The sequence below is a fragment of the Sphingomonas sp. genome (genome assembly GCF_017304615.1).
Taxonomy (GTDB): Bacteria; Pseudomonadota; Alphaproteobacteria; order Sphingomonadales; family Sphingomonadaceae; genus Sphingomonas.
Genome location: NZ_JAFKLZ010000001.1, coordinates 723897 through 740730, shown reverse-complemented (window position 1 = coordinate 740730; position 16834 = coordinate 723897). Strand labels below are relative to the sequence as shown.

The following is a 16834-nucleotide window of genomic DNA, read 5'->3' as shown; positions in this document are numbered from 1 at the left end:
CCATGACCGACGTCATAATCTACCACAATCCTGACTGCGGCACGTCCCGCAACACGCTGGCGATGATCCGCAATGCCGGCATCGAGCCGCACGTGGTCGAGTATCTGAAGACGCCGCCGGCGCGTGCGCTGCTGGTCCAGCTGATCGACCGCGCGGGCATGTCGCCGCGCGACCTGCTGCGCGAGAAGGGCACGCCCTACGCCGATCTCGGACTCGGCGACACCTCGCTGTCCGACGACGCCCTCATCGACGCGATGACGGAACACCCGAATCTCATCAACCGGCCCATCGTGGTGACGCCGCTCGGCGTCCGCCTGTGCCGGCCGTCCGAGGTCGTGCTCGACATCCTGCCCGGGAAGCAGCGCGGTGCATTCGCCAAGGAGGACGGTGAGCAGGTCGTCGATGCGGCGGGCGACCGCGTCCTTCCCGCGTGAGGCGTCGCGCGCTGCTCGCCGAGGCACTGGGCAGCCTCCTGCTGTTCGCGACCGTCATCGGCTCGGGTATCATGGCCGAGCGGCTCGCCGCCGGGAACGTCGCCATCGCGCTGCTCGGCAACACGCTGGCGACAGGTGCCATCCTGTTCGTGCTCATAACCATGTTCGGACCGGTTTCGGGCGCGCACCTCAACCCGGCCGTCACCTTGGTGATGAGGCTGCGCGGCCACCTCTCGACGCGCATGGCGATCGCATACGTCGCCGCCCAACTCACGGGCGGCGTCCTGGGGGTCTGGCTGGCACACGCGATGTTCGACGTGCCCATTATCGAGCTGTCGACCAAGGCGCGGGGTGGTGCGGGTCAGCTCACCGGCGAGGCGGTCGCTACCTTCGGTCTGCTCCTGACCATCTTAGGCACGACGCAGGTCCGGCCGGCGGCGGTCGCTTCCAGCGTCGCTCTCTACATCACCGCCGCCTATTGGTTCACATCGTCCACCAGCTTCGCCAATCCCGCCATCTCCGTGGCGCGCTCGCTGAGCGACACGTTCGCTGGAATAGCACCTGCGTCCGTGCCTGCCTTCATCGCCGCCCAGCTCGTCGGCGCGCTCGCGGCGCACGTCATCGCCGACACGCTCTTCGCTGGCCATCCAGTGCAGGCGACATGAGGGTCTCCTTCGCCCTCATTCCCGATGGCGATCGCAACGTCATGCGGTTGGCGCTCGATGCCGCGCGGCTACCCACCGACGACCTCAACGAGCCAGGCCACCGCCTCTTCGAGCTTTCTGACGAGGACGGGCCGATCGGCTTCGTCGGCATCGAGGGCGATGGTCCGAACCGGCTGCTACGTTCGCTCGTCGTGCTGCCGAGCCGCAAGCGGCTAGGGCATGGTGGCCTGCTCGTGGCGCACGCCGAAGCGGTCGCGCGTCGCGACGGCGTCGAGCGCCTCCACCTCCTGACGACGACCGCCGCCGACTTCTTCCGCGCGCGCGGCTACCGCGACGCCGACCGTGCCGCCGCGCCCGAAGCGATACGGTCCACGGCGCAATTCTCTACGCTGTGCCCCGGGAGCGCAGCCTACCTCGTCAAGGAAATCGCATGAGCCGCCTCCGCCAGCTTACCGACGCAGACATCCTGCCCGCGCTCGACCCGGCATTCGTCGTCTCCCGCCCGGCTGCGGGACTCGGCGACGACCAGCCGCCACCGCGCATCCTTCTTCTCTACGGGTCGCTCCGGCAGCGCTCGTTCTCGCGACTGGCGGCGGAGGAAGCCGCGCGGCTGCTGCAGATGTTTGGCGCCGAGACGCGAATCTTCGACCCATCGGACCTGCCGCTTCCCGATCAGGTGAGAGGCGACGACCACCCCGCCGTTCACGAGTTGCGCGAGCACGCGCTGTGGTCCGAGGGTATGGTGTGGTGCACTCCCGAGCGCCATGGACAGATCACCGGAATCATGAAGGCGCAGATCGACCACCTGCCGCTCGAGATGAAAGGCATGCGGCCGACGCAGGGGCGGACTCTCGCGGTGATGCAGGTGTCCGGTGGGTCGCAGTCGTTCAACGCCGTCAACACTCTCCGTCTGCTCGGCCGTTGGATGCGCATGTTCACGATCCCCAACCAGTCCTCGGTCGCGATGGCCTACAAGGAATTCGGCGAAGACGGTCGCATGCGCCCTTCCAGCTATTATGATCGCATCGTCGACGTTATGGAGGAGCTGGTGCGCTTTACCGTGCTGACGCGGTCGCATGCGCGCCAGCTCACCGACCGATACTCCGAGCGCAAGACACGAGGCGACGTCGGTCGACAAGACGATCATTCGGCAATCGCTACCGCACGCCGCTAAGTGTGAGGCATTTGCTCCCGCGCGCCTTAGGGGGATGGCGCGCGGGAGCGCGACGACCAGGTTTTCCCTTGATGCCGCCGCTAGCCGAGAAAGCCGACGGCCCTAGGAAAGCTCTTCGATCAACAGCAGCCCGAGAAAGCCGACGAAGAACATCGCGCTGATCAGTGGCGTGTCGGGCTTCTCGTGGGCCTCGACCAGCAGTTCCTCGGTGACCAGATAGAGCAGTGCCATTAGTCCGAAGCTCAGGAACGCCGTGATCATCGCAGGCGAGAGCGCGGCGACCGGCGTCGCGATCAAAGCGCCTACGGGCAGCAGGAGGCCGATCCCGAGCGTGGCGCCGATGATCGCGACCTTCGACCTGATCCTGTCCTGCAGCGCCTCCGTAACCGTCAGCCCCAGGAACAGCACCTCGACCGTCAATGCGATGGTCAGCAGCCGACCGGCCTTCTCGCCGGCAACGAACGCGAGGCCGAGCACGAGCCCATCAACCAGTATGTCGATCCCGACCGCGCCGAGCATTGCGACCGGACCGGTCATTCTCGATCCCGCCGCCTTGAGACCGAGCATCACGGCAACGCCGATCGCCCCGCCTATCAACGTGGCGGCTGGCGAGCCTCCATGAAGCACCTGTGGCAGAATCTCGGCGGCGGCCGCAGCGAACACGACGCCGGCGGCGAGGTGCTGGACGCCGGCAACGACGGCCTCGCCGGGACGCCGCCAAACCGAGACCAGCGCGCCCAGCAGCACCGCGAGCACGGGAATGATCGTGCTGGTCAATCCGGTCATCGCGACGTCTCCCCGCTTTGCATGAGCCCGGCCATCATACGACGTCGTCCGGCGCGAGCACGCATTCGGCGTCAGGATCGGTCTCGATCTGCACCGTAGCGTGATGGATGCCGAACTGCTGCCTCAAGATGATGGCGAGATCGGCCGTGAACCGGTCGCCTGGATACCCGCCGGGCATCACGAGGTGGACGGTCAGCGCGGTCTCGGTCGTGCTGAGCGGCCAGACGTGCAGGTCGTGCACGGCCGTCACGCCCGGCTGCCCCTCCAGGAAGGCGCCGACCATCTGCGGATCGAGGCCCGGCGGCGAAGCCTGCAGGCTCATGTTCACCGAGTCGCGCAGCAGACCCCACGTCCCGATCGCGATCACGGCGACGATCACCAGGCTGACGACCGGATCGATCCAAGACCAGCCGGTCTGGACGATCGCGAAGCCGGCCGCCACGACCCCCGCCGAGACGGCGGCATCGGCCGCCATATGGAGAAAGGCGCCGTTGATATTGAGGTCGCCCTTCCGCCCGCTCATGAACAATAGCGCGGTCGCACCATTGATCAGTATTCCGATCCCCGCGACGATCATCACCATCGTCCCGGCGACCGGCGACGGCTCGGAAAAGCGGCCGATCGCCTCGACCGCGATGACCGTGATCGCCACGAGCAGCAGCAGCGCGTTGAGGAAGGCGGCCAGTATCGACGAGCTTCGAAGTCCGTAGGTGTACTTCCCCTTCGGCTGCCGTTTCGCCAGCGTCGCCGCGCCCCAGGCGATCAGCAGTCCCAACACGTCGCTGAGGTTGTGCCCCGCATCGGCAAGGAGCGCCATCGAACCCGCAACAATGCCGTAGGCGCCCTCGACGACCACGAAGCCGAGGTTGAGCGTCGTGCCGATCGCGAAGGCGCGCCCGAAGCTCTTCGGCGCGTGGACGTGCCCGAGCCCTCCATGGGCGTGACCATGACCGCCATCGCCATGATCGTGTCCAGCGTGGTCGTGCGAACCGGAATGTCCGCTCACTTGACTACCTCCCCGGTTTGTATGCGACCGATGACCTCGACCGTCTCGAGCGTGATCAGCCCGATGCCGTCGATGTCGGCGAGCGCCGTGGCGAAGGCGCGCAAGCGCGCCTCCGCGTCGACGATCTCGATCACTAGCGACTGCTCGTCCTCGAGCACATGCCGCCGATGCGTGTGCGACGACCGGCCGAAGCCGAACAGCGCCTGCACCACCGTCGCACCCGCCATGCCGCCGCCTCTCGCACGCGCGGCGATCTCCTCGTAGACCCGGCGATCGCCGAAGTAGGCGGCTTCGTCGGTGTAGATCCGCAAGAGTCTCATCTCGGTCATCTCAACGTCCTCCGGTTTCCATGGTGCCGTTCTCGCCCGCTGGCGGTCGCGGCGGACTTCCATCGCGGCGGGACCGGATCGCCAGAACGACCTTGGCGATCGCCGGCAGCACCAGCAGCGTGAGGATGGTCGCGGCGACGAGCCCACCGATCACCGTGATCGCGAGCGGCTTCTGGACTTCCGCGCCCGTCCCGTGGGCGAGCGCCATCGGCACGAACCCGATGGCGGGCACGAACCCGGTCATCACGACCGCCCGCATCTTGTCCGCCATGCCGTCGCGGATTGCTTCGACCAGCCCCGCGCCGGACTCCAGCCGCTCGCGTATCGCCGACATGACGACGAGCCCGTTCAGCACCGCGACCCCGGCCAGGCAGATGAACCCGACCGCCGCCGACACCGAGAAGGCGATGCCGGTCGCCGCCAGGGTGAAGACGCCGCCCGCGAGACCCAACGGAACCGCGAGGAACACCGCCGCCGCGCGCCGCAACCCGCCCAACGCCATGTAGAGCAGGCCGAAGATCGCAGCGAAGCAGAGCGGCACGACCAGAGACAGGCGCTGAGATGCGGCCTGCAGGTTCTGGAACTGCCCGCCCCATTCCAGATAGGATCCAGAGGGCAGCCTCACCTTGTCGACCTTGGCCTGTGCCTCGGCGACGAACGAACCGACGTCGCGTCCGCGCACGTTGGTCTGGATGACCACCCGACGCTTTCCGTTCTCCCGGCTGATCTGGTTGAGGCCATCGCTGAACCGGAACTGCGCGACGGCCGAAAGCGGAACCGACCGCCGAGGCGCAGTCCCCGCCTGCGGCAACATGACGGGCAAGGCGGCCACCTGGTCGAGGCTCGCCCGCGTGCCGTCCGGCACCCGCACCGAGATCTCGAACCGGCGATCGCCTTCGAACAGCAGGCCGGATTCACGACCGCCCATCGCGGCGGACACCGTGTCGGCGACCTCCTCGACGGTGAGGCCGTATCTGGCGATGGCGCTGCGGTCGAAGCGGACGTCGAGGGTGGGCGCACCGCCCACCTGCTCGGCCTTCGTGTCGGCCGCGCTCGGTATCGCCTGAATCGTGCGGACGATGTCCGCCGCCGCTGCGCTCATCTTCTCAAGGTCGTCGCCATAGAGCTTGATGGCGACGTCGCCGCGAACGCCCGCGATCAGCTCGTTGAAGCGCAGCTGGATCGGTTGACTGACCTCGAAGGTCTGACCGAGCTGACCGCCGCTCGCCTTCTCAATGCGAGCGAGGACGTCGGCCTTAGTCTTGACGCCCGCCGGCCACTCCTCCTGCGGCTTCAGGATCACGAAGCCGTCGGATACGTTCGGCGGCATCGGGTCCGTCGCGACCTCTGCCGTGCCGGTCTTGGAGAACATCGTCTCCACCTCCGGCAGGGCCTTCACCGCGCGTTCGACGCCACGTTGCATGCTCAGCGACTGTTCAAGGCTGACGGACGGCACGCGGGTCGACGCGAGAGCGACGTTCTTCTCGTCGAGCTGGGGAATGAACTCCTGCCCAAGCCAGCCGAACACGGGAATGCAGAGCAGGAAGAACGCGAGACCGCCGACGATGAACGTCCACGGCCGGGCGACCGCCTTGTCGAGGAGCGGCAGATATCGCTCCTTGGTCTTGCGTATCAGCCAAACCTCCTTTTCGGCGACGCGCCCCCGGATGAGGATCGCGATCATCGCGGGCACGAAGGTCAGCGCCAGGATGAAGGCCGCGCCGAGCGCCAGCATGATCGTGATCGCCATCGGCGAGAACGTCTTGCCCTCGACCCCGGTGAACATCAGCAGCGGCGCGAATGCGAGCAGGATGATGGCCTGTCCGAACACGGTCGGCCGGATCATCTCCTGCGCCGCCCGCATCGTCTCTTCCAGCCGCTCACGCAGTGTCAGCAGCCGGCCTTCGTGCTCCTGCCGGTGTGCGAGGCGCGCTAGGCAGTTCTCGATGATGATCACCGCCCCGTCGACGATGAGGCCGAAGTCCAGCGCACCGAGGCTCATCAGGTTTCCGGGCACCCGGAACGCGTTCATCCCCATCGCCATCATCAGGAACGAGAACGGAATGACCAGCACCGCGATGATCGCCGCCCGCCAATTGCCGAGGAGCATAAACAAAGCCGCTGCCACGAGAAGCGCCCCTTCGACGAGGTTGCGCTCGACGGTCGCGACCGTCGCGTTCACCAGCTTCGACCGGTCCAGCACCACCGTCACCTTGACGCCGGGCGGAAGCGACTTCGTCACCTGGTCGAGCCGCTCCGCCACCGCCTTGGCGACGATGCGACTGTTTTCGCCGATCAGCATGAGCGCCGTGCCGACCACGGCCTCCTGGCCGTTCATGCTCGCCGCTCCGGTGCGAAGATCGCCGCCGATCGACACCGTGGCGACGTCCTTCACGGCGACGGGAACCCCGCTCCGCGTCGCGACGATCGCCGTCTGGATCTCGTCGATCGAGCGGACGCGTGCGTCGGCGCGCACCAGATAGGCCTCGCCGCTGCGGTTGAAGTAGTTGGCGCCGACAGCGAGGTTCGCTGCCTCCAGCGCCTTGGCCAGCTCCGAATAGGAGATGCCGTAGGCGCTGAGCTTGGTCGGATCGGGTTCGACAACGAACGTCTTCGCGTAGCCGCCGATCGAATCGACGCCCGCGACGCCCTGAACCGTGCGCAACTGCGGTCGGATGATCCAGTCCTGCACAGTGCGGAGGTATCCCGCCTTGGCGACCTCAGTGGTCAGCCGGTCGCCCTCCGGGGTCAGGTAGCTGCCATCCGACTGCCAGCCGGGCTGGCCGTCCACGACCTTCGCGCCCTTGCCGTTCGGCTGGGCGTAGCCGACCGAATACATGAGCACCTCGCCGAGACCGGTCGTGACCGGACCGATCTGCGGCTGAACGCCATCGGGCAGGGTATCGCGCGCCTGAGTCAGTCGCTCGCTGACCTGCTGACGGGCGAAGTAGAGATCCGTCTGATCGGTGAAGATCGCCGTGACCTGGCTGAAGCCGTTCCGGGACAGCGACCGGGTGGTCTCGAGCCCCGGGATGCCGGCCAGCGCCGTCTCGATCGGGAAGGTCACGCGCTTCTCGATCTCGATCGGCGAAAGTCCGCGCTCGACCGTGTTGATCTGCACCTGGCGGTTCGTGATGTCCGGCACCGCGTCGATCGGCAGCTTCGTCAGCTGCCAAAGGCCGAGGCCCGCCACGACGAGAAAGATGAGGAGCACCGCCCATCTCGCGCGGACGGACAGAGAAATGAGGTTCGCGATCATGGTCTATTCCTCCTCGCCCGAGCCCTTGGAAAGCTCCGCCTTCAGGAGGAATGCGTTCTTGGTCGCGACCTGCTGGCCGGGCTTAAGACCGGACACGATCTCGACGCGCCCGGCCGATCGACGGCCGAGGGTCACAGCCACGGCGCGGAAGCCGCTACCGGTCCGCACGAACACCTTGTCCCGGCCGTCGACCGTCTGAACCGAGTCCTCGGGCAGCACGATCGCCGACGTCATTGCGCCGCGCTGCGGCTTCAACCGGACGCGGACAGCGAGGCCGGGCTGAAGCCCGCCGGGAACGTCGAGCACCGCCGTCGCCGTCCGCGTCTCGCCGTTCAACGCAGTTGTAACGGACCGGACGGTCGCATCGACCGTCCGACCATCGGGCAGCTCGACGATCGCCCGATCACCGGAAGCCACGCGCTGAGCGTCGGCCGCCGGGATCGCGGCCTCGACCTGGATTCGGCTCGCGTCCGACACGCGGAACAGCTCGGCCTCGGGCTGGACGAATGCGCCGAGCGTCACGCTCTCCGCGCTGACACGCCCGGAGATCGGGCTTCGCACCACGACGCCGCGTCCGTCACCGGTGACGCCGGCAGCGCTGGCCGCCGCCTGCGCGCGGCGGAGCTCGGCCTCGGCCGCCGCCGCTTCCGCCTCGGCGCGCTCGAGCTCGACCTTGGCCGAGACGCGCTCCTTGTAGAGGAAGCGCTCGCGGGCAAGCGCCTTCTGTGCAAGCACCAGCTTGGCGTTTGCGGTGCTGCGCTCGGCGACGATGCCCGCCGCATCGCGGCTCTCCACGATCGCCAGCGTCTCGCCGACGCGGACTGGATCGCCGATCCGCTTGAAGATGCGCGTGACCGCACCGCCCGCGCGGGCGGTGACGAGCGCCTCGCCGCCGGGTGACGGCGCCACGGTCGCGGTCGCTATGATCTCCGCACCGAGACCGCCAGCGGAGACTGTCTCGGTCTCGATCCCGGCTGCGGTCACCGCAGTGGCGGTCATCGACAAGGTGTCGGGCGCGGCCGGCTCGGGTTCGGGCTTGGCGGCGACGTCGGCCTTGGGCGAGTCGTTCGAGCAGCGTGCGACGGAGAAGCCGCCCACCGCCGCCACGAGCACGGCGGCGGCGATGCCGCCGACCGCGCGCTTGTCGTTCAGATTCATTTGATGTCTCCGGAATTGGGGGCCGCAGCCGTCAGGCGGGCGAGACGCGCCAGCGCGTCGTGATAGGCGGCGAAGGCGTCCACGGCGGACGCACGGGTTTCGGAAAGGGTGCGCTCGGCGTCGATGAGGACGATCTGCTCGAACTTGCCCTGGCCGTAGCCGATGCGGGCAATTCGCGCGGCCTCCATGGCCGCAGCCATCGCAGGTCCCGACGCCCGCGCCCGCGCTGCAGCATTGGCAACCTCCGTCTGCGCGTTGCCGATCTCGGTCCGCGCCTCGAGGACGGCCAGCCGACGGCGGGCTTCCGCCTGGTCTCTGAGGGCCATCGCCTGGCCGAGCTGCGCCCGGCCGCTGTTGAACAGCGGGATCGGGATCGACACGCCGACCACTGCGGCGTTGTCGCCGGTGCCCTGCAGTCGCCGGATGCCGGTGCTGACGGTTAGATCGGGCACGCGCTGCGATCGCGCCAGCCGCACACCGGCGTCGGCCGTGGCGACGTCGGCTCTGGCAGCCGCCAGCGCCAGCGTGCCCTCGACCTCGAATGGTGCCGATGGGCCGTAGCCACCACCGCCGCCCAGCCGGTCGAACCAGGCCATGTCGAGCGGCTGGTCGATCGGCTGGCCGAGCAGCAGGCTCAACGCGTTCCGTGCGGCCGCCGCGTCGCCGCGCGCCGTCTCAAGCGCGGTCCGCGCGTTGACCTCAGTCACAGCCGCGCGCTGTTCGTCCAACGGCGACGTCGCGCCGACCTGAACGCGGTCACGAGCGATCCGCAAGCCTTCGGACGCAAAGCCCAACTGCTCCTCGGCGATGGTGACGCGCTTCTCGGCGGCAAGCGCGCGGATGTAGGTCTGCGTTATGCTGAGCCGCAGATCCGCCTCGGCGATCACGACTTCCAGCCGTGCCCTGACACCCTGCGCCCCAGCCACCGCAAGGCGAGCGGAACGCTTGCCGCCAAGCTCGATGGGAAGCGAAAGCGACACGGTCGTCTCCGACTGCGAGAATCCGCGATAGGGGCCCGTCCCGACGACGTTCTCGGCCGTGGCGGATGCGGTTGGATTGGGCCGGAGGCCGGCGACCGTCCGAGCCGCATCGGCTGCACGGACCCCGGCATTGGCGGAGTCAACAGATGGCGATGCGGCACCTCCCATGCGGAGGGCGTCATCCAACGTGAGAGCCGGCCCCGCCGCAACGGGGGACGGGACGATCGTCGCCACCGGCGGCGACGTCTGCGCGTGCGCCATCGAAGCGCACGACGCCACGGCCAACAAGGCCGTGATATAGCGATGCATTTAGATATTCTCCTGACGAACCAGATCGGACCGCGCGTGGGCGCGGTCAGCGAGTGGTCGTCAGGCTCGCGGTGGTCTCAACGCGGGGTCGGTCGGGCGCGAGGCAAGCGGAAACGGCTTTCTCGACGACTGCTCGTCTGGGCGCGCGTCGGCCAGCATCGTCCCGTCGCAGCTGAACGGCGCCGCGATGTGATCTCCGTGGCAGCTCACGTGATGGTGGGGATATCCCTTGTCGCCATCAGCGGGGACCTCGTCCGAGTCGCCCTGGGAATGGCCCAGCTCGGCGACGACCGTCGTCTGCGACGCCGCGATGGTGACGCCGCCAATCGGTTCCATGGCGTGCACGACAGAAGTCATGCCGACGGTGATCGACACGATTACATACGCAAGGAGGCCAAGGAGCCGGAACATCGGGCGGCCATTAGCAGCATCGCCGCTCCGGACGCCACCCCAGTTTTACGTCGCTAAGCATGTTCCCGCTCTCATGCTCGGACTCGGCTGCCCGCGAAGAACTACCAGGCGCGCCACTTCATCTTCGCGAGCCAAGGATCGATGGCCAGTTCGCCATCGTCATTGTCGCTCCCCGGCACCATCAATATCCTCCTTCCGGAAGGATGGGTCAGGAACACCGGGTTGTAGGATCCGCCCTCCTGACGGTCCCAGTAGCGATGCGTCTGAACCAGCAGGTAGCCGCGATACGGTCCGGTCCTCATCACGCGCAATGCCCAGCCCGGGCAGATCGACTTGACCACGCCCAGCTTGAGGTCGAACCGGTGGACGTAGCCCGAGTTCGGCGACGCATCCGTCGAACTGAAGTAGACGTAGCCGCCATCGAGCGAGAACAGCGGCTTCGACAACCCCGCCAGGTTCTGGCTGTAATCCTCGTTCCACTTGGACACGAGCAGGCGGCGCTGGGCGCTCCCCCTCGTGCTGTAGAGCACGAGCGCCTGCGCTCCCGTCCCGTTCTCGTCGCCCTTGCCATTCGGCACGACCGCGACAGTGTAGAGTCCATCCGACGACCTAGCCGTGTCCTGCGCCTCGGCCGGCCCGGCGAGGGCGAGGAGAAGCGCTAGCGTGGAGAACAATCCCTTCACCCGTCACCCCCTCGATTTAGTCCACGGCGTGCCGTTCTGCTCCGCGACTACCTTGATCGACTTCACCTGATACGGAACACAGCTCGCTATCTCCACCATCCCGGGATCGAAGATAGCGAGATTGTAGCCACGCCGATCGCCATCGTCGCCGAAGTGGCTCTTGTAGCCGATCGCGTCATACCCCGCGCTCCGAAACAGTTCGGCAAGGACCTGCGTGGGCGCGTAGTCGGCACGGTCGTCGGAGGAGGTCACGGGTTCCGAGAAAGCATTGTCGATGTCTATCCAGACCGCCTTCGCCTTGTCTTCGGCGGTTAGCGGCCCGTCTCCGAGGACATGGCGGAACACTGCGCCTGCGAATGACGACTTTCCGTGCCCCTTGGTCAAGTCGAGCGTCCGCATCGGCCCCAGAAGCCGGCACATCGCCACCGACACGTCGGCGCCGATCCACGGCCTGACCTCGGAGATTGCAGTCTCGGCGCTGGTCCCCACGTAGAGCGCCGGGATGCCGGTGGGGTTCGCGCGCCCCTCCCGTGCCCGATCGGAAAGCGGCTTCATACGCGCGGCGTCGAAGCCTACCACGTCCTCCCCGACCCAGTTGCCCTCGTCGTCCTCGCGATCGACGATCTCGACGCCCAGCTGCGCGCGATAGAAGATCTTGCCTGCCTTGAACTCGACGTCACGGTCCTGAATCGTCGCGAGCACCGTGGCTAGGAAGTCGCGCTCGTCTTCGCCGAGCACGTAGCGCCGACAGGACCTGACCGCGCGTGCAAACCGGGAATAGCTGTCCCACCGAGGAAATTCCAACACGTCCCTCTCCGCAATGTCGACCTCGGCTCTAACTCTTCTTAGCCTCCGTGGCGCCCACAGTTTCGACCTATACACGCTCGCCGGCGCTCGCCGCCAGCTTGCCGAAGGGGGAGCGCGGCAATCAGTCATGGTGGTCGGGTTCGGCGCCGGCGCAACGGGCCGCTAGGCCGGGCGGAACCCGCCCTACTCTATTTTGTTCTCCACTTGTTCCGTGCTAGTGCGGGTCGGAATCGAATGGAGACTCGGGCCATGTCACGGCTCTATGCGAACACGGCGACGATCAGCGAGATCAACCTGCAGTTCGGAACCGAACTCGGCGTGAGCATGGACGTGCCTGTCGAGACGATCGAGGGCGACCCCGGCCTCGTGGTGGTTGAGGTCGGCGGCAGGCGGGTGCTGAGGACGATGACGTGGGGCTTCCCGCGCAAGACGACCGAAATGGCGATCCGCAACGAGCCGCCGCAGCGTCTCGGTTTGCTCGCCGATCTGACCAACCCGATGTGGGAGCGCCTTGTCGTCGATCCGAAGTATCGATGCCTCATTCCGCTGACGCACTTCGCCAATCCTGACGGCGACCCCGGCTCTAAGACGCGGACCTGGTTCTCCGTGGACGGCGAGCCGTTGTCCGCGTGGGCCGGCTTCTGCCGCAACACACCCGAGTTCGGCCCGGTCTATGCCGGCATGACGATGTCCGCCAACGCGCTTGTCGAGCCCTACAACGACCGGCAGCCGGCGCTGCTTGGCCAGCACGAATACGAGCGCTGGCTGCACGGCACGATCCAGGACGTGATCGCCTTCCAGTTCCGACCGCCCCTGCCCACCGGGCGGACGATCATCGAACACACCGATGATCGCTGGCGCAGCGGCAAGCCGCCAGCATCCGGCAAGACCCAAGTTGCGCTTCTCTGACGACCGTCTCCCCCGATGGTCGCAGCGTCCACGTCGATGACCGATCTCTTCGACACGCCCATCATTCCCGGACTATCGATCCTGGACGACTTCATCGACGCGTCCGACGAGGCCGACCTGATGGCGCGGATCGACGCCGAGGCCCTGTCGCCGTTCCGTTTCCAAGGCTGGCTCGGCAACCGCCTCACCCGCTCGTTCGGCTGGCTCTACGACTTCGACAACAACCGGTTCGAGGCCACGGATCCGCTCCCGGATTGGCTGCTGCCGCTTCGCGACCGCGCTGCCGCGTTCGCGGCGCTGTCCGCCCCCGAACTCGTGCAGGCGCTTCTCATCCGATACGATCAGGGCGCCGGCATCGGCTGGCACCGCGACCGGCCCGTGTTCGAGGACGTCATCGGCGTATCGCTGGGCGAGCCCGCCACGATGCGCTTCCGCCGCAGGCGGCCCGTCGGCTTCGACCGCGCATCGGCACCGCTCGCCCCAAGATCGATCTACCGTCTCGCAGGCGAGGCAAGGCTAGGATGGGAGCACAGCATCTCGCCGATGGAGCGGACGCGCTGGTCGATCACGTTCCGCAGCTTCACCGAGAAGGCGCGTCGGCTTGCAGCCTGACAATCGCCTCGCAGGCGGGCATCCGGTGACGCCGGACGGCCGCTACTTCGTCGTTCGCGGGCGGCTCTGGCGCATGTCGGACCCGACGCTTGACGCCGGCGAACGCCAGAGCTTTGTCGACCAGCTGATGGAAGCGCGCCGCGCGATCGGCGCCGCAAAGCGCTCATCCGACGAACTGGCCGAAAGCGAAGCACACGCCACAGTCGACCGTGCGAAACGCGCACTCGGGGAGCGCGGGCCCGTCTGGTGGGACGACGGTGCTCCGGACCTCAACCGGCACATGGCGCGGAACACGCCGTATGCGGACTGGTTCGCCGGCCTTTCCGACGACCATTCCTGACGTCCATCGGTTCTGATAGGCTCCGGCGATGTGCAATCTCTACACCGTCCGGAAGAGCGCGGCCGAGGTCGCCGCCCACTTCGGCGTCGAAGTCCCCGCGCTGTCCAACGCTCCGGAGGAGGTCTATCCAGGCGCCCCCGGAATGGTCGTTCGAAAGCATGACGGAGCGATGATCATGCAGTCGATGACCTGGGGCTTTCCGCTCCGGCTCAAGACCATGAAGCCCGAAAGCAAGCCCAAGCCGGTCAACAACGTCGCGGACATGACCAAGAACATGTGGGTCGGACTCGCCCGCAAGCCCGAGTGGCGCTGCCTGATCCCTCTCACGGGGTTTTCCGAGGCGGAGGGTGCGAAGGGGTCCAAGACGCGCACCTGGTTCACCGTCAAGGATCAGCCGATCTTCGCATGGGCCGGGCTCTGGCGGATCAGCGACGAATGGGGCCCGGTCTATTCGGGCGTCATGACCGACTGCAACGAGGCGATCCGTCCGGTCCACGACCGCATGCCGGTGCTCCTCCACCCGAGCGAGTACGACACCTGGCTCGACGGCGGGTTCGACGATGCGCTCGCCTTCCAGGCGCGATGCTTTCCCGATGACCTGATCGTGATGAACCGGACCGACCAGCCGTGGTCGGCACGGGCGTCCCGTGCGGACGAACCGCCGATGGTGACGGCGTGAACGCACCATCGCCGAAGGGCTTCGGCCGACCCGAACGATCGAACACGATCGAGAAGGTCGTGGAATACCGTTTCCTCGCTGATCTCACCGCCGAGCTGCTCCGCCGCGACATCGACTTCGAGGTGCTGCGCGGCGACGTCGATGCATACGGCTACGACATCGTCATCGAGACCAGGGGCGTTCCACGCCACATCCAGCTCAAATCGTCGTATCGTGGGTCCGGGACGCGCCGCCAGACCGTCAGCCTCCTCCTGACCACCAAGCAGTCCGGATGTCTCGTCTGGATCACCTATGATCCCGTCACGTATGCGCTGGAGAAGTTCCGCTTCCTGGGCGGACCGCTCGGCACATCTTTCGTCATTCCGCCTGACGCACCGGTAGCGCGAAGCACCCGACCCGACGCGACCGGCGCGCGACCGCTTCGGAACAATCACCGGGTGATCAAGCCCAACAATATGCAGGAGGCGACGACGATTTCGGAGGTCGCCGACCTGCTCTTCGGACCTGACCAGCAGACGGGCCAGGTCAGCCGGCCGGCTTCGGCACCCTGACGACGTAGTCCATGTCGATGGCGGTGCCGGACGCGAGCTGGAGGCGGAGAGCCGCCGCTCCTTCCGCCGACCCGGCGAATGCATCGACGTCGAATTCGTAGCGTCCCATCGACTCACGCAGGTCCGCGTCCTCTCGGCCCGCACGCTCCAGCTCGACGTCGACGGCTTCGAACAGGCGGTCGATGCGGTCGGCGATCTCCTTGAGTCGCCGCTCAATTAGAGGCGCCAGACGCGCCGCGAACGCCACCTTGTGATGTGCCCGCGTCGAAAAAACGGAGACCTGCTTCTTGGGTGCGCCATCGACGAGGAGCAGGTTGAACAGGACAGCCTCCCTGAACATCGGGCCGTCCGTCAGGTCCTCGCCACGTCCGAAGTGCGCGATGCAGCCGCTACGCAGCGCGATCGCCTCGTCGTGGACCGCGCGCTCCTCCGCAGAGAGCTTCGCCTCGCCCAGCAGCTTGGGCCGGTCGGATCCCGTCGCCGTGGCGCGCGCGTAGAGAATGACGGCCTGGGTGAACAACGCTCCGGCCACCACGCCATCGCCCCGAGCCACCGCAACCGCTCCGTCGTCGCCCGTCTCGGCCTGCATCTCCAGTATGCGATCGAGAGACACGAGAGCGGTCCGAAGGTCGTCGCGGGTCGAGCCAGCAGACGCCGCGCGCTCCACCGCCTTGACGAGGTCGGGATGCCTGCCATCGGTCCGCAGGTCGGCGGCGAGCCGCACCATGTCGAACCTTGCGACCACCAGCACCCGCGAGCCCGACGGCTGGTCGACGAACGGATGCGTCACTCCTCCTCCCCATCCTCGTAGAAAGAGGACGTGTCGACCTCCATGTCGAACACGTCATGCAATTCTACGAGCTTCTCAACCCCACCCGTCAGCCGGCACTTGAACGGATAGTCGTCGTTCATCGTCGCGCCGTCGCCGGCGGCACGGTCTGACCCGGACCCGTAGTTGAGCTCGACGTAGACGGTCCCCTCCGCCTCGTATGTGATCTCGTGCGCGCCGATCTTCACGACCCTCAGCTCCAACACATCGACCTGCTCGACGAACGAATGCGTCGACAGCAGGTCGATCATGTCGTTCGATTCCTGGAGGAACGACTCGAACACTTGCTCGCTCGCTCCATGGATCACCGCGTCAGCGACTGCATCACGCATGTCGGCCACGGCCTGCAGGAACTCGGCGACCGCCGCGACGACGTCGGTTGCGAACTCTTCGATCTCATTGGCCTCCGACAGCAGCGTGCCTGGCTTTACGTGAGTTCGCTTGTTGAGCTCCGCCATCTCGGCCGCCATCTGCCGATGCATCTCCGAGGCATCGATGCCGAGCTTCGTCACGAGGCTGTCGGAGAGGCCGCCTTGGACCGCGAACGTGCTGCGCTGTCGGCGCGTCGGCTTGTCCGCCTCCGCTTTGAACCACGACGCAGCCTGCACGTCGTCGTCTGGAGCCATCGTGTGCAGCAAATAGGTAATCACTTCCCGCATCGCTGCCGCAAAGAGATGGGCCCTGATCGGGTTTGCCGTCCCCAGAACGTCGAGACCGCCATCGAGCAGCTGCTTCGAGAACGCGTCGGGCAACAGGTCCCGCAGCTCGTCCTGACCCTCGATCATGGCTTGCCCCTCCTCGCAGTCACAGCACCTCGCGCAGTGCCGATCTAGCCGCCTGAGGTGCCACCGGATTCTGCGGAACCAAGATGGCGTGCGAAGGACGGAATTCCAATCGGGGACGCGTGGTGCAA

General features: G+C 66.9%; 20 protein-coding genes. 9 read left to right on the top strand and 11 right to left on the bottom strand.

What is annotated here, in order from left to right; genetic code table 11:
- Positions 1-2: 2 nt before the first annotated feature.
- From arsC to arsH, 4 genes are read left to right on the top strand one after another with little or no spacing between them, the layout of a single operon-like run.
- Entirely contained in the window at positions 3-434 is a 432-nt protein-coding gene (arsC, locus tag J0J06_RS03685) for an arsenate reductase (glutaredoxin) (RefSeq protein ID WP_294039997.1), read from the top strand.
- Positions 431-1099, top strand: a complete 669-nt coding sequence (locus tag J0J06_RS03680; RefSeq protein WP_294039996.1) for an MIP/aquaporin family protein — start codon at positions 431-433, stop codon at positions 1097-1099. Before arsC ends, J0J06_RS03680 begins: the two co-directional genes overlap by 4 nt.
- Positions 1096-1533 (top strand): arsenic resistance N-acetyltransferase ArsN2, encoded by a 438-nt coding sequence (arsN2, locus tag J0J06_RS03675; protein WP_294039995.1) that lies wholly within the window; start codon positions 1096-1098, stop codon positions 1531-1533. The genes J0J06_RS03680 and arsN2 overlap by 4 nt, the downstream gene beginning before the upstream one ends.
- A complete protein-coding gene (gene arsH / locus J0J06_RS03670) occupies positions 1530-2273 on the top strand; it encodes an arsenical resistance protein ArsH (protein ID WP_294039994.1) in 744 nt (247 codons plus the stop codon). Before arsN2 ends, arsH begins: the two co-directional genes overlap by 4 nt.
- A 102-nt stretch (positions 2274-2375) precedes the next feature.
- Here the strand turns inward: arsH and J0J06_RS03665 are convergent, their stop codons facing one another.
- The 9 genes from J0J06_RS03665 to J0J06_RS03625 form a co-directional block, all read right to left on the bottom strand.
- On the bottom strand, positions 2376-3059 hold the full coding sequence (locus J0J06_RS03665) for a transporter (RefSeq protein WP_294039993.1): 684 nt from the start codon (positions 3057-3059) through the stop codon (positions 2376-2378).
- A 34-nt stretch (positions 3060-3093) separates the two neighbouring features.
- Positions 3094-4065: a cation diffusion facilitator family transporter gene (locus J0J06_RS03660; protein WP_294039992.1), complete on the bottom strand. Its 972-nt coding sequence runs from the start codon at positions 4063-4065 to the stop codon at positions 3094-3096.
- Positions 4062-4394, bottom strand: coding sequence for a DUF190 domain-containing protein (locus J0J06_RS03655; RefSeq protein WP_294039991.1), 333 nt, complete (start codon positions 4392-4394; stop codon positions 4062-4064). Before J0J06_RS03655 ends, J0J06_RS03660 begins: the two co-directional genes overlap by 4 nt.
- Before the next feature lies 1 nt (position 4395).
- Entirely contained in the window at positions 4396-7653 is a 3258-nt protein-coding gene (locus J0J06_RS03650; RefSeq protein ID WP_294039990.1) for a CusA/CzcA family heavy metal efflux RND transporter, read from the bottom strand.
- A 3-nt stretch (positions 7654-7656) separates the two neighbouring features.
- Positions 7657-8811, bottom strand: coding sequence for an efflux RND transporter periplasmic adaptor subunit (locus J0J06_RS03645; protein WP_294039989.1), 1155 nt, complete (start codon positions 8809-8811; stop codon positions 7657-7659).
- Positions 8808-10100 (bottom strand): TolC family protein, encoded by a 1293-nt coding sequence (locus tag J0J06_RS03640; protein ID WP_294039988.1) that lies wholly within the window; start codon positions 10098-10100, stop codon positions 8808-8810. Before J0J06_RS03640 ends, J0J06_RS03645 begins: the two co-directional genes overlap by 4 nt.
- 60 nt (positions 10101-10160) lie before the next feature.
- Positions 10161-10475 carry a hypothetical protein gene (locus J0J06_RS03635; RefSeq protein WP_294039987.1) on the bottom strand — a complete coding sequence of 105 codons (315 nt, stop codon included), beginning with the start codon at positions 10473-10475 and terminating at the stop codon, positions 10161-10163.
- Between the two features lie 137 nt (positions 10476-10612).
- Positions 10613-11194 (bottom strand): hypothetical protein, encoded by a 582-nt coding sequence (locus tag J0J06_RS03630; RefSeq protein ID WP_294039986.1) that lies wholly within the window; start codon positions 11192-11194, stop codon positions 10613-10615.
- A 3-nt stretch (positions 11195-11197) separates the two neighbouring features.
- Positions 11198-11932 carry an RES family NAD+ phosphorylase gene (locus tag J0J06_RS03625; RefSeq protein ID WP_294039985.1) on the bottom strand — a complete coding sequence of 245 codons (735 nt, stop codon included), beginning with the start codon at positions 11930-11932 and terminating at the stop codon, positions 11198-11200.
- A gap of 318 nt (positions 11933-12250) precedes the next feature.
- Here J0J06_RS03625 and J0J06_RS03620 point away from each other — a divergent pair, with 318 nt between their 5' ends.
- The 5 genes from J0J06_RS03620 to J0J06_RS03600 are packed head-to-tail and all read left to right on the top strand — an operon-like array spanning position 12251 to position 15092.
- Complete coding sequence (locus J0J06_RS03620) at positions 12251-12910, top strand: SOS response-associated peptidase family protein (protein ID WP_294039984.1); 660 nt, start codon at positions 12251-12253, stop codon at positions 12908-12910.
- Positions 12911-12946: 36 nt separating this feature from the next.
- Positions 12947-13522 (top strand): alpha-ketoglutarate-dependent dioxygenase AlkB, encoded by a 576-nt coding sequence (locus tag J0J06_RS03615; protein WP_294039983.1) that lies wholly within the window; start codon positions 12947-12949, stop codon positions 13520-13522.
- A gap of 25 nt (positions 13523-13547) precedes the next feature.
- Positions 13548-13862: a hypothetical protein gene (locus tag J0J06_RS03610; RefSeq protein ID WP_294039982.1), complete on the top strand. Its 315-nt coding sequence runs from the start codon at positions 13548-13550 to the stop codon at positions 13860-13862.
- 28 nt (positions 13863-13890) lie between these two features.
- Positions 13891-14541 (top strand): SOS response-associated peptidase family protein, encoded by a 651-nt coding sequence (locus J0J06_RS03605; protein WP_294039981.1) that lies wholly within the window; start codon positions 13891-13893, stop codon positions 14539-14541.
- Positions 14538-15092, top strand: a complete 555-nt coding sequence (locus J0J06_RS03600; protein ID WP_294039980.1) for a hypothetical protein — start codon at positions 14538-14540, stop codon at positions 15090-15092. Before J0J06_RS03605 ends, J0J06_RS03600 begins: the two co-directional genes overlap by 4 nt.
- Here J0J06_RS03600 and J0J06_RS03595 read toward each other — a convergent pair.
- Both J0J06_RS03595 and J0J06_RS03590 read right to left on the bottom strand, forming a co-directional pair.
- Positions 15067-15882, bottom strand: coding sequence for a hypothetical protein (locus J0J06_RS03595; RefSeq protein WP_294039979.1), 816 nt, complete (start codon positions 15880-15882; stop codon positions 15067-15069). The genes J0J06_RS03600 and J0J06_RS03595 overlap by 26 nt on opposite strands.
- Positions 15879-16706, bottom strand: a complete 828-nt coding sequence (locus tag J0J06_RS03590; protein ID WP_294039978.1) for a hypothetical protein — start codon at positions 16704-16706, stop codon at positions 15879-15881. The genes J0J06_RS03595 and J0J06_RS03590 overlap by 4 nt, the downstream gene beginning before the upstream one ends.
- Positions 16707-16834 lie beyond the last annotated feature (128 nt).

Coding starts and splice junctions, on each gene's coding strand:
- arsC (WP_294039997.1), top strand. CDS start 3: ATGACCGACGTCATAATCTACCACAATCCTGACTGCGGCACGTCCCGC.
- J0J06_RS03590 (WP_294039978.1), bottom strand. CDS start 16,706: ATGATCGAGGGTCAGGACGAGCTGCGGGACCTGTTGCCCGACGCGTTC.
- arsH (WP_294039994.1), top strand. CDS start 1,530: ATGAGCCGCCTCCGCCAGCTTACCGACGCAGACATCCTGCCCGCGCTC.
- J0J06_RS03615 (WP_294039983.1), top strand. CDS start 12,947: ATGACCGATCTCTTCGACACGCCCATCATTCCCGGACTATCGATCCTG.
- J0J06_RS03620 (WP_294039984.1), top strand. CDS start 12,251: ATGTCACGGCTCTATGCGAACACGGCGACGATCAGCGAGATCAACCTG.
- J0J06_RS03605 (WP_294039981.1), top strand. CDS start 13,891: ATGTGCAATCTCTACACCGTCCGGAAGAGCGCGGCCGAGGTCGCCGCC.
- J0J06_RS03645 (WP_294039989.1), bottom strand. CDS start 8,811: ATGAATCTGAACGACAAGCGCGCGGTCGGCGGCATCGCCGCCGCCGTG.
- arsN2 (WP_294039995.1), top strand. CDS start 1,096: ATGAGGGTCTCCTTCGCCCTCATTCCCGATGGCGATCGCAACGTCATG.
- J0J06_RS03655 (WP_294039991.1), bottom strand. CDS start 4,394: ATGACCGAGATGAGACTCTTGCGGATCTACACCGACGAAGCCGCCTAC.
- J0J06_RS03650 (WP_294039990.1), bottom strand. CDS start 7,653: ATGATCGCGAACCTCATTTCTCTGTCCGTCCGCGCGAGATGGGCGGTG.
- J0J06_RS03640 (WP_294039988.1), bottom strand. CDS start 10,100: ATGCATCGCTATATCACGGCCTTGTTGGCCGTGGCGTCGTGCGCTTCG.
- J0J06_RS03665 (WP_294039993.1), bottom strand. CDS start 3,059: ATGACCGGATTGACCAGCACGATCATTCCCGTGCTCGCGGTGCTGCTG.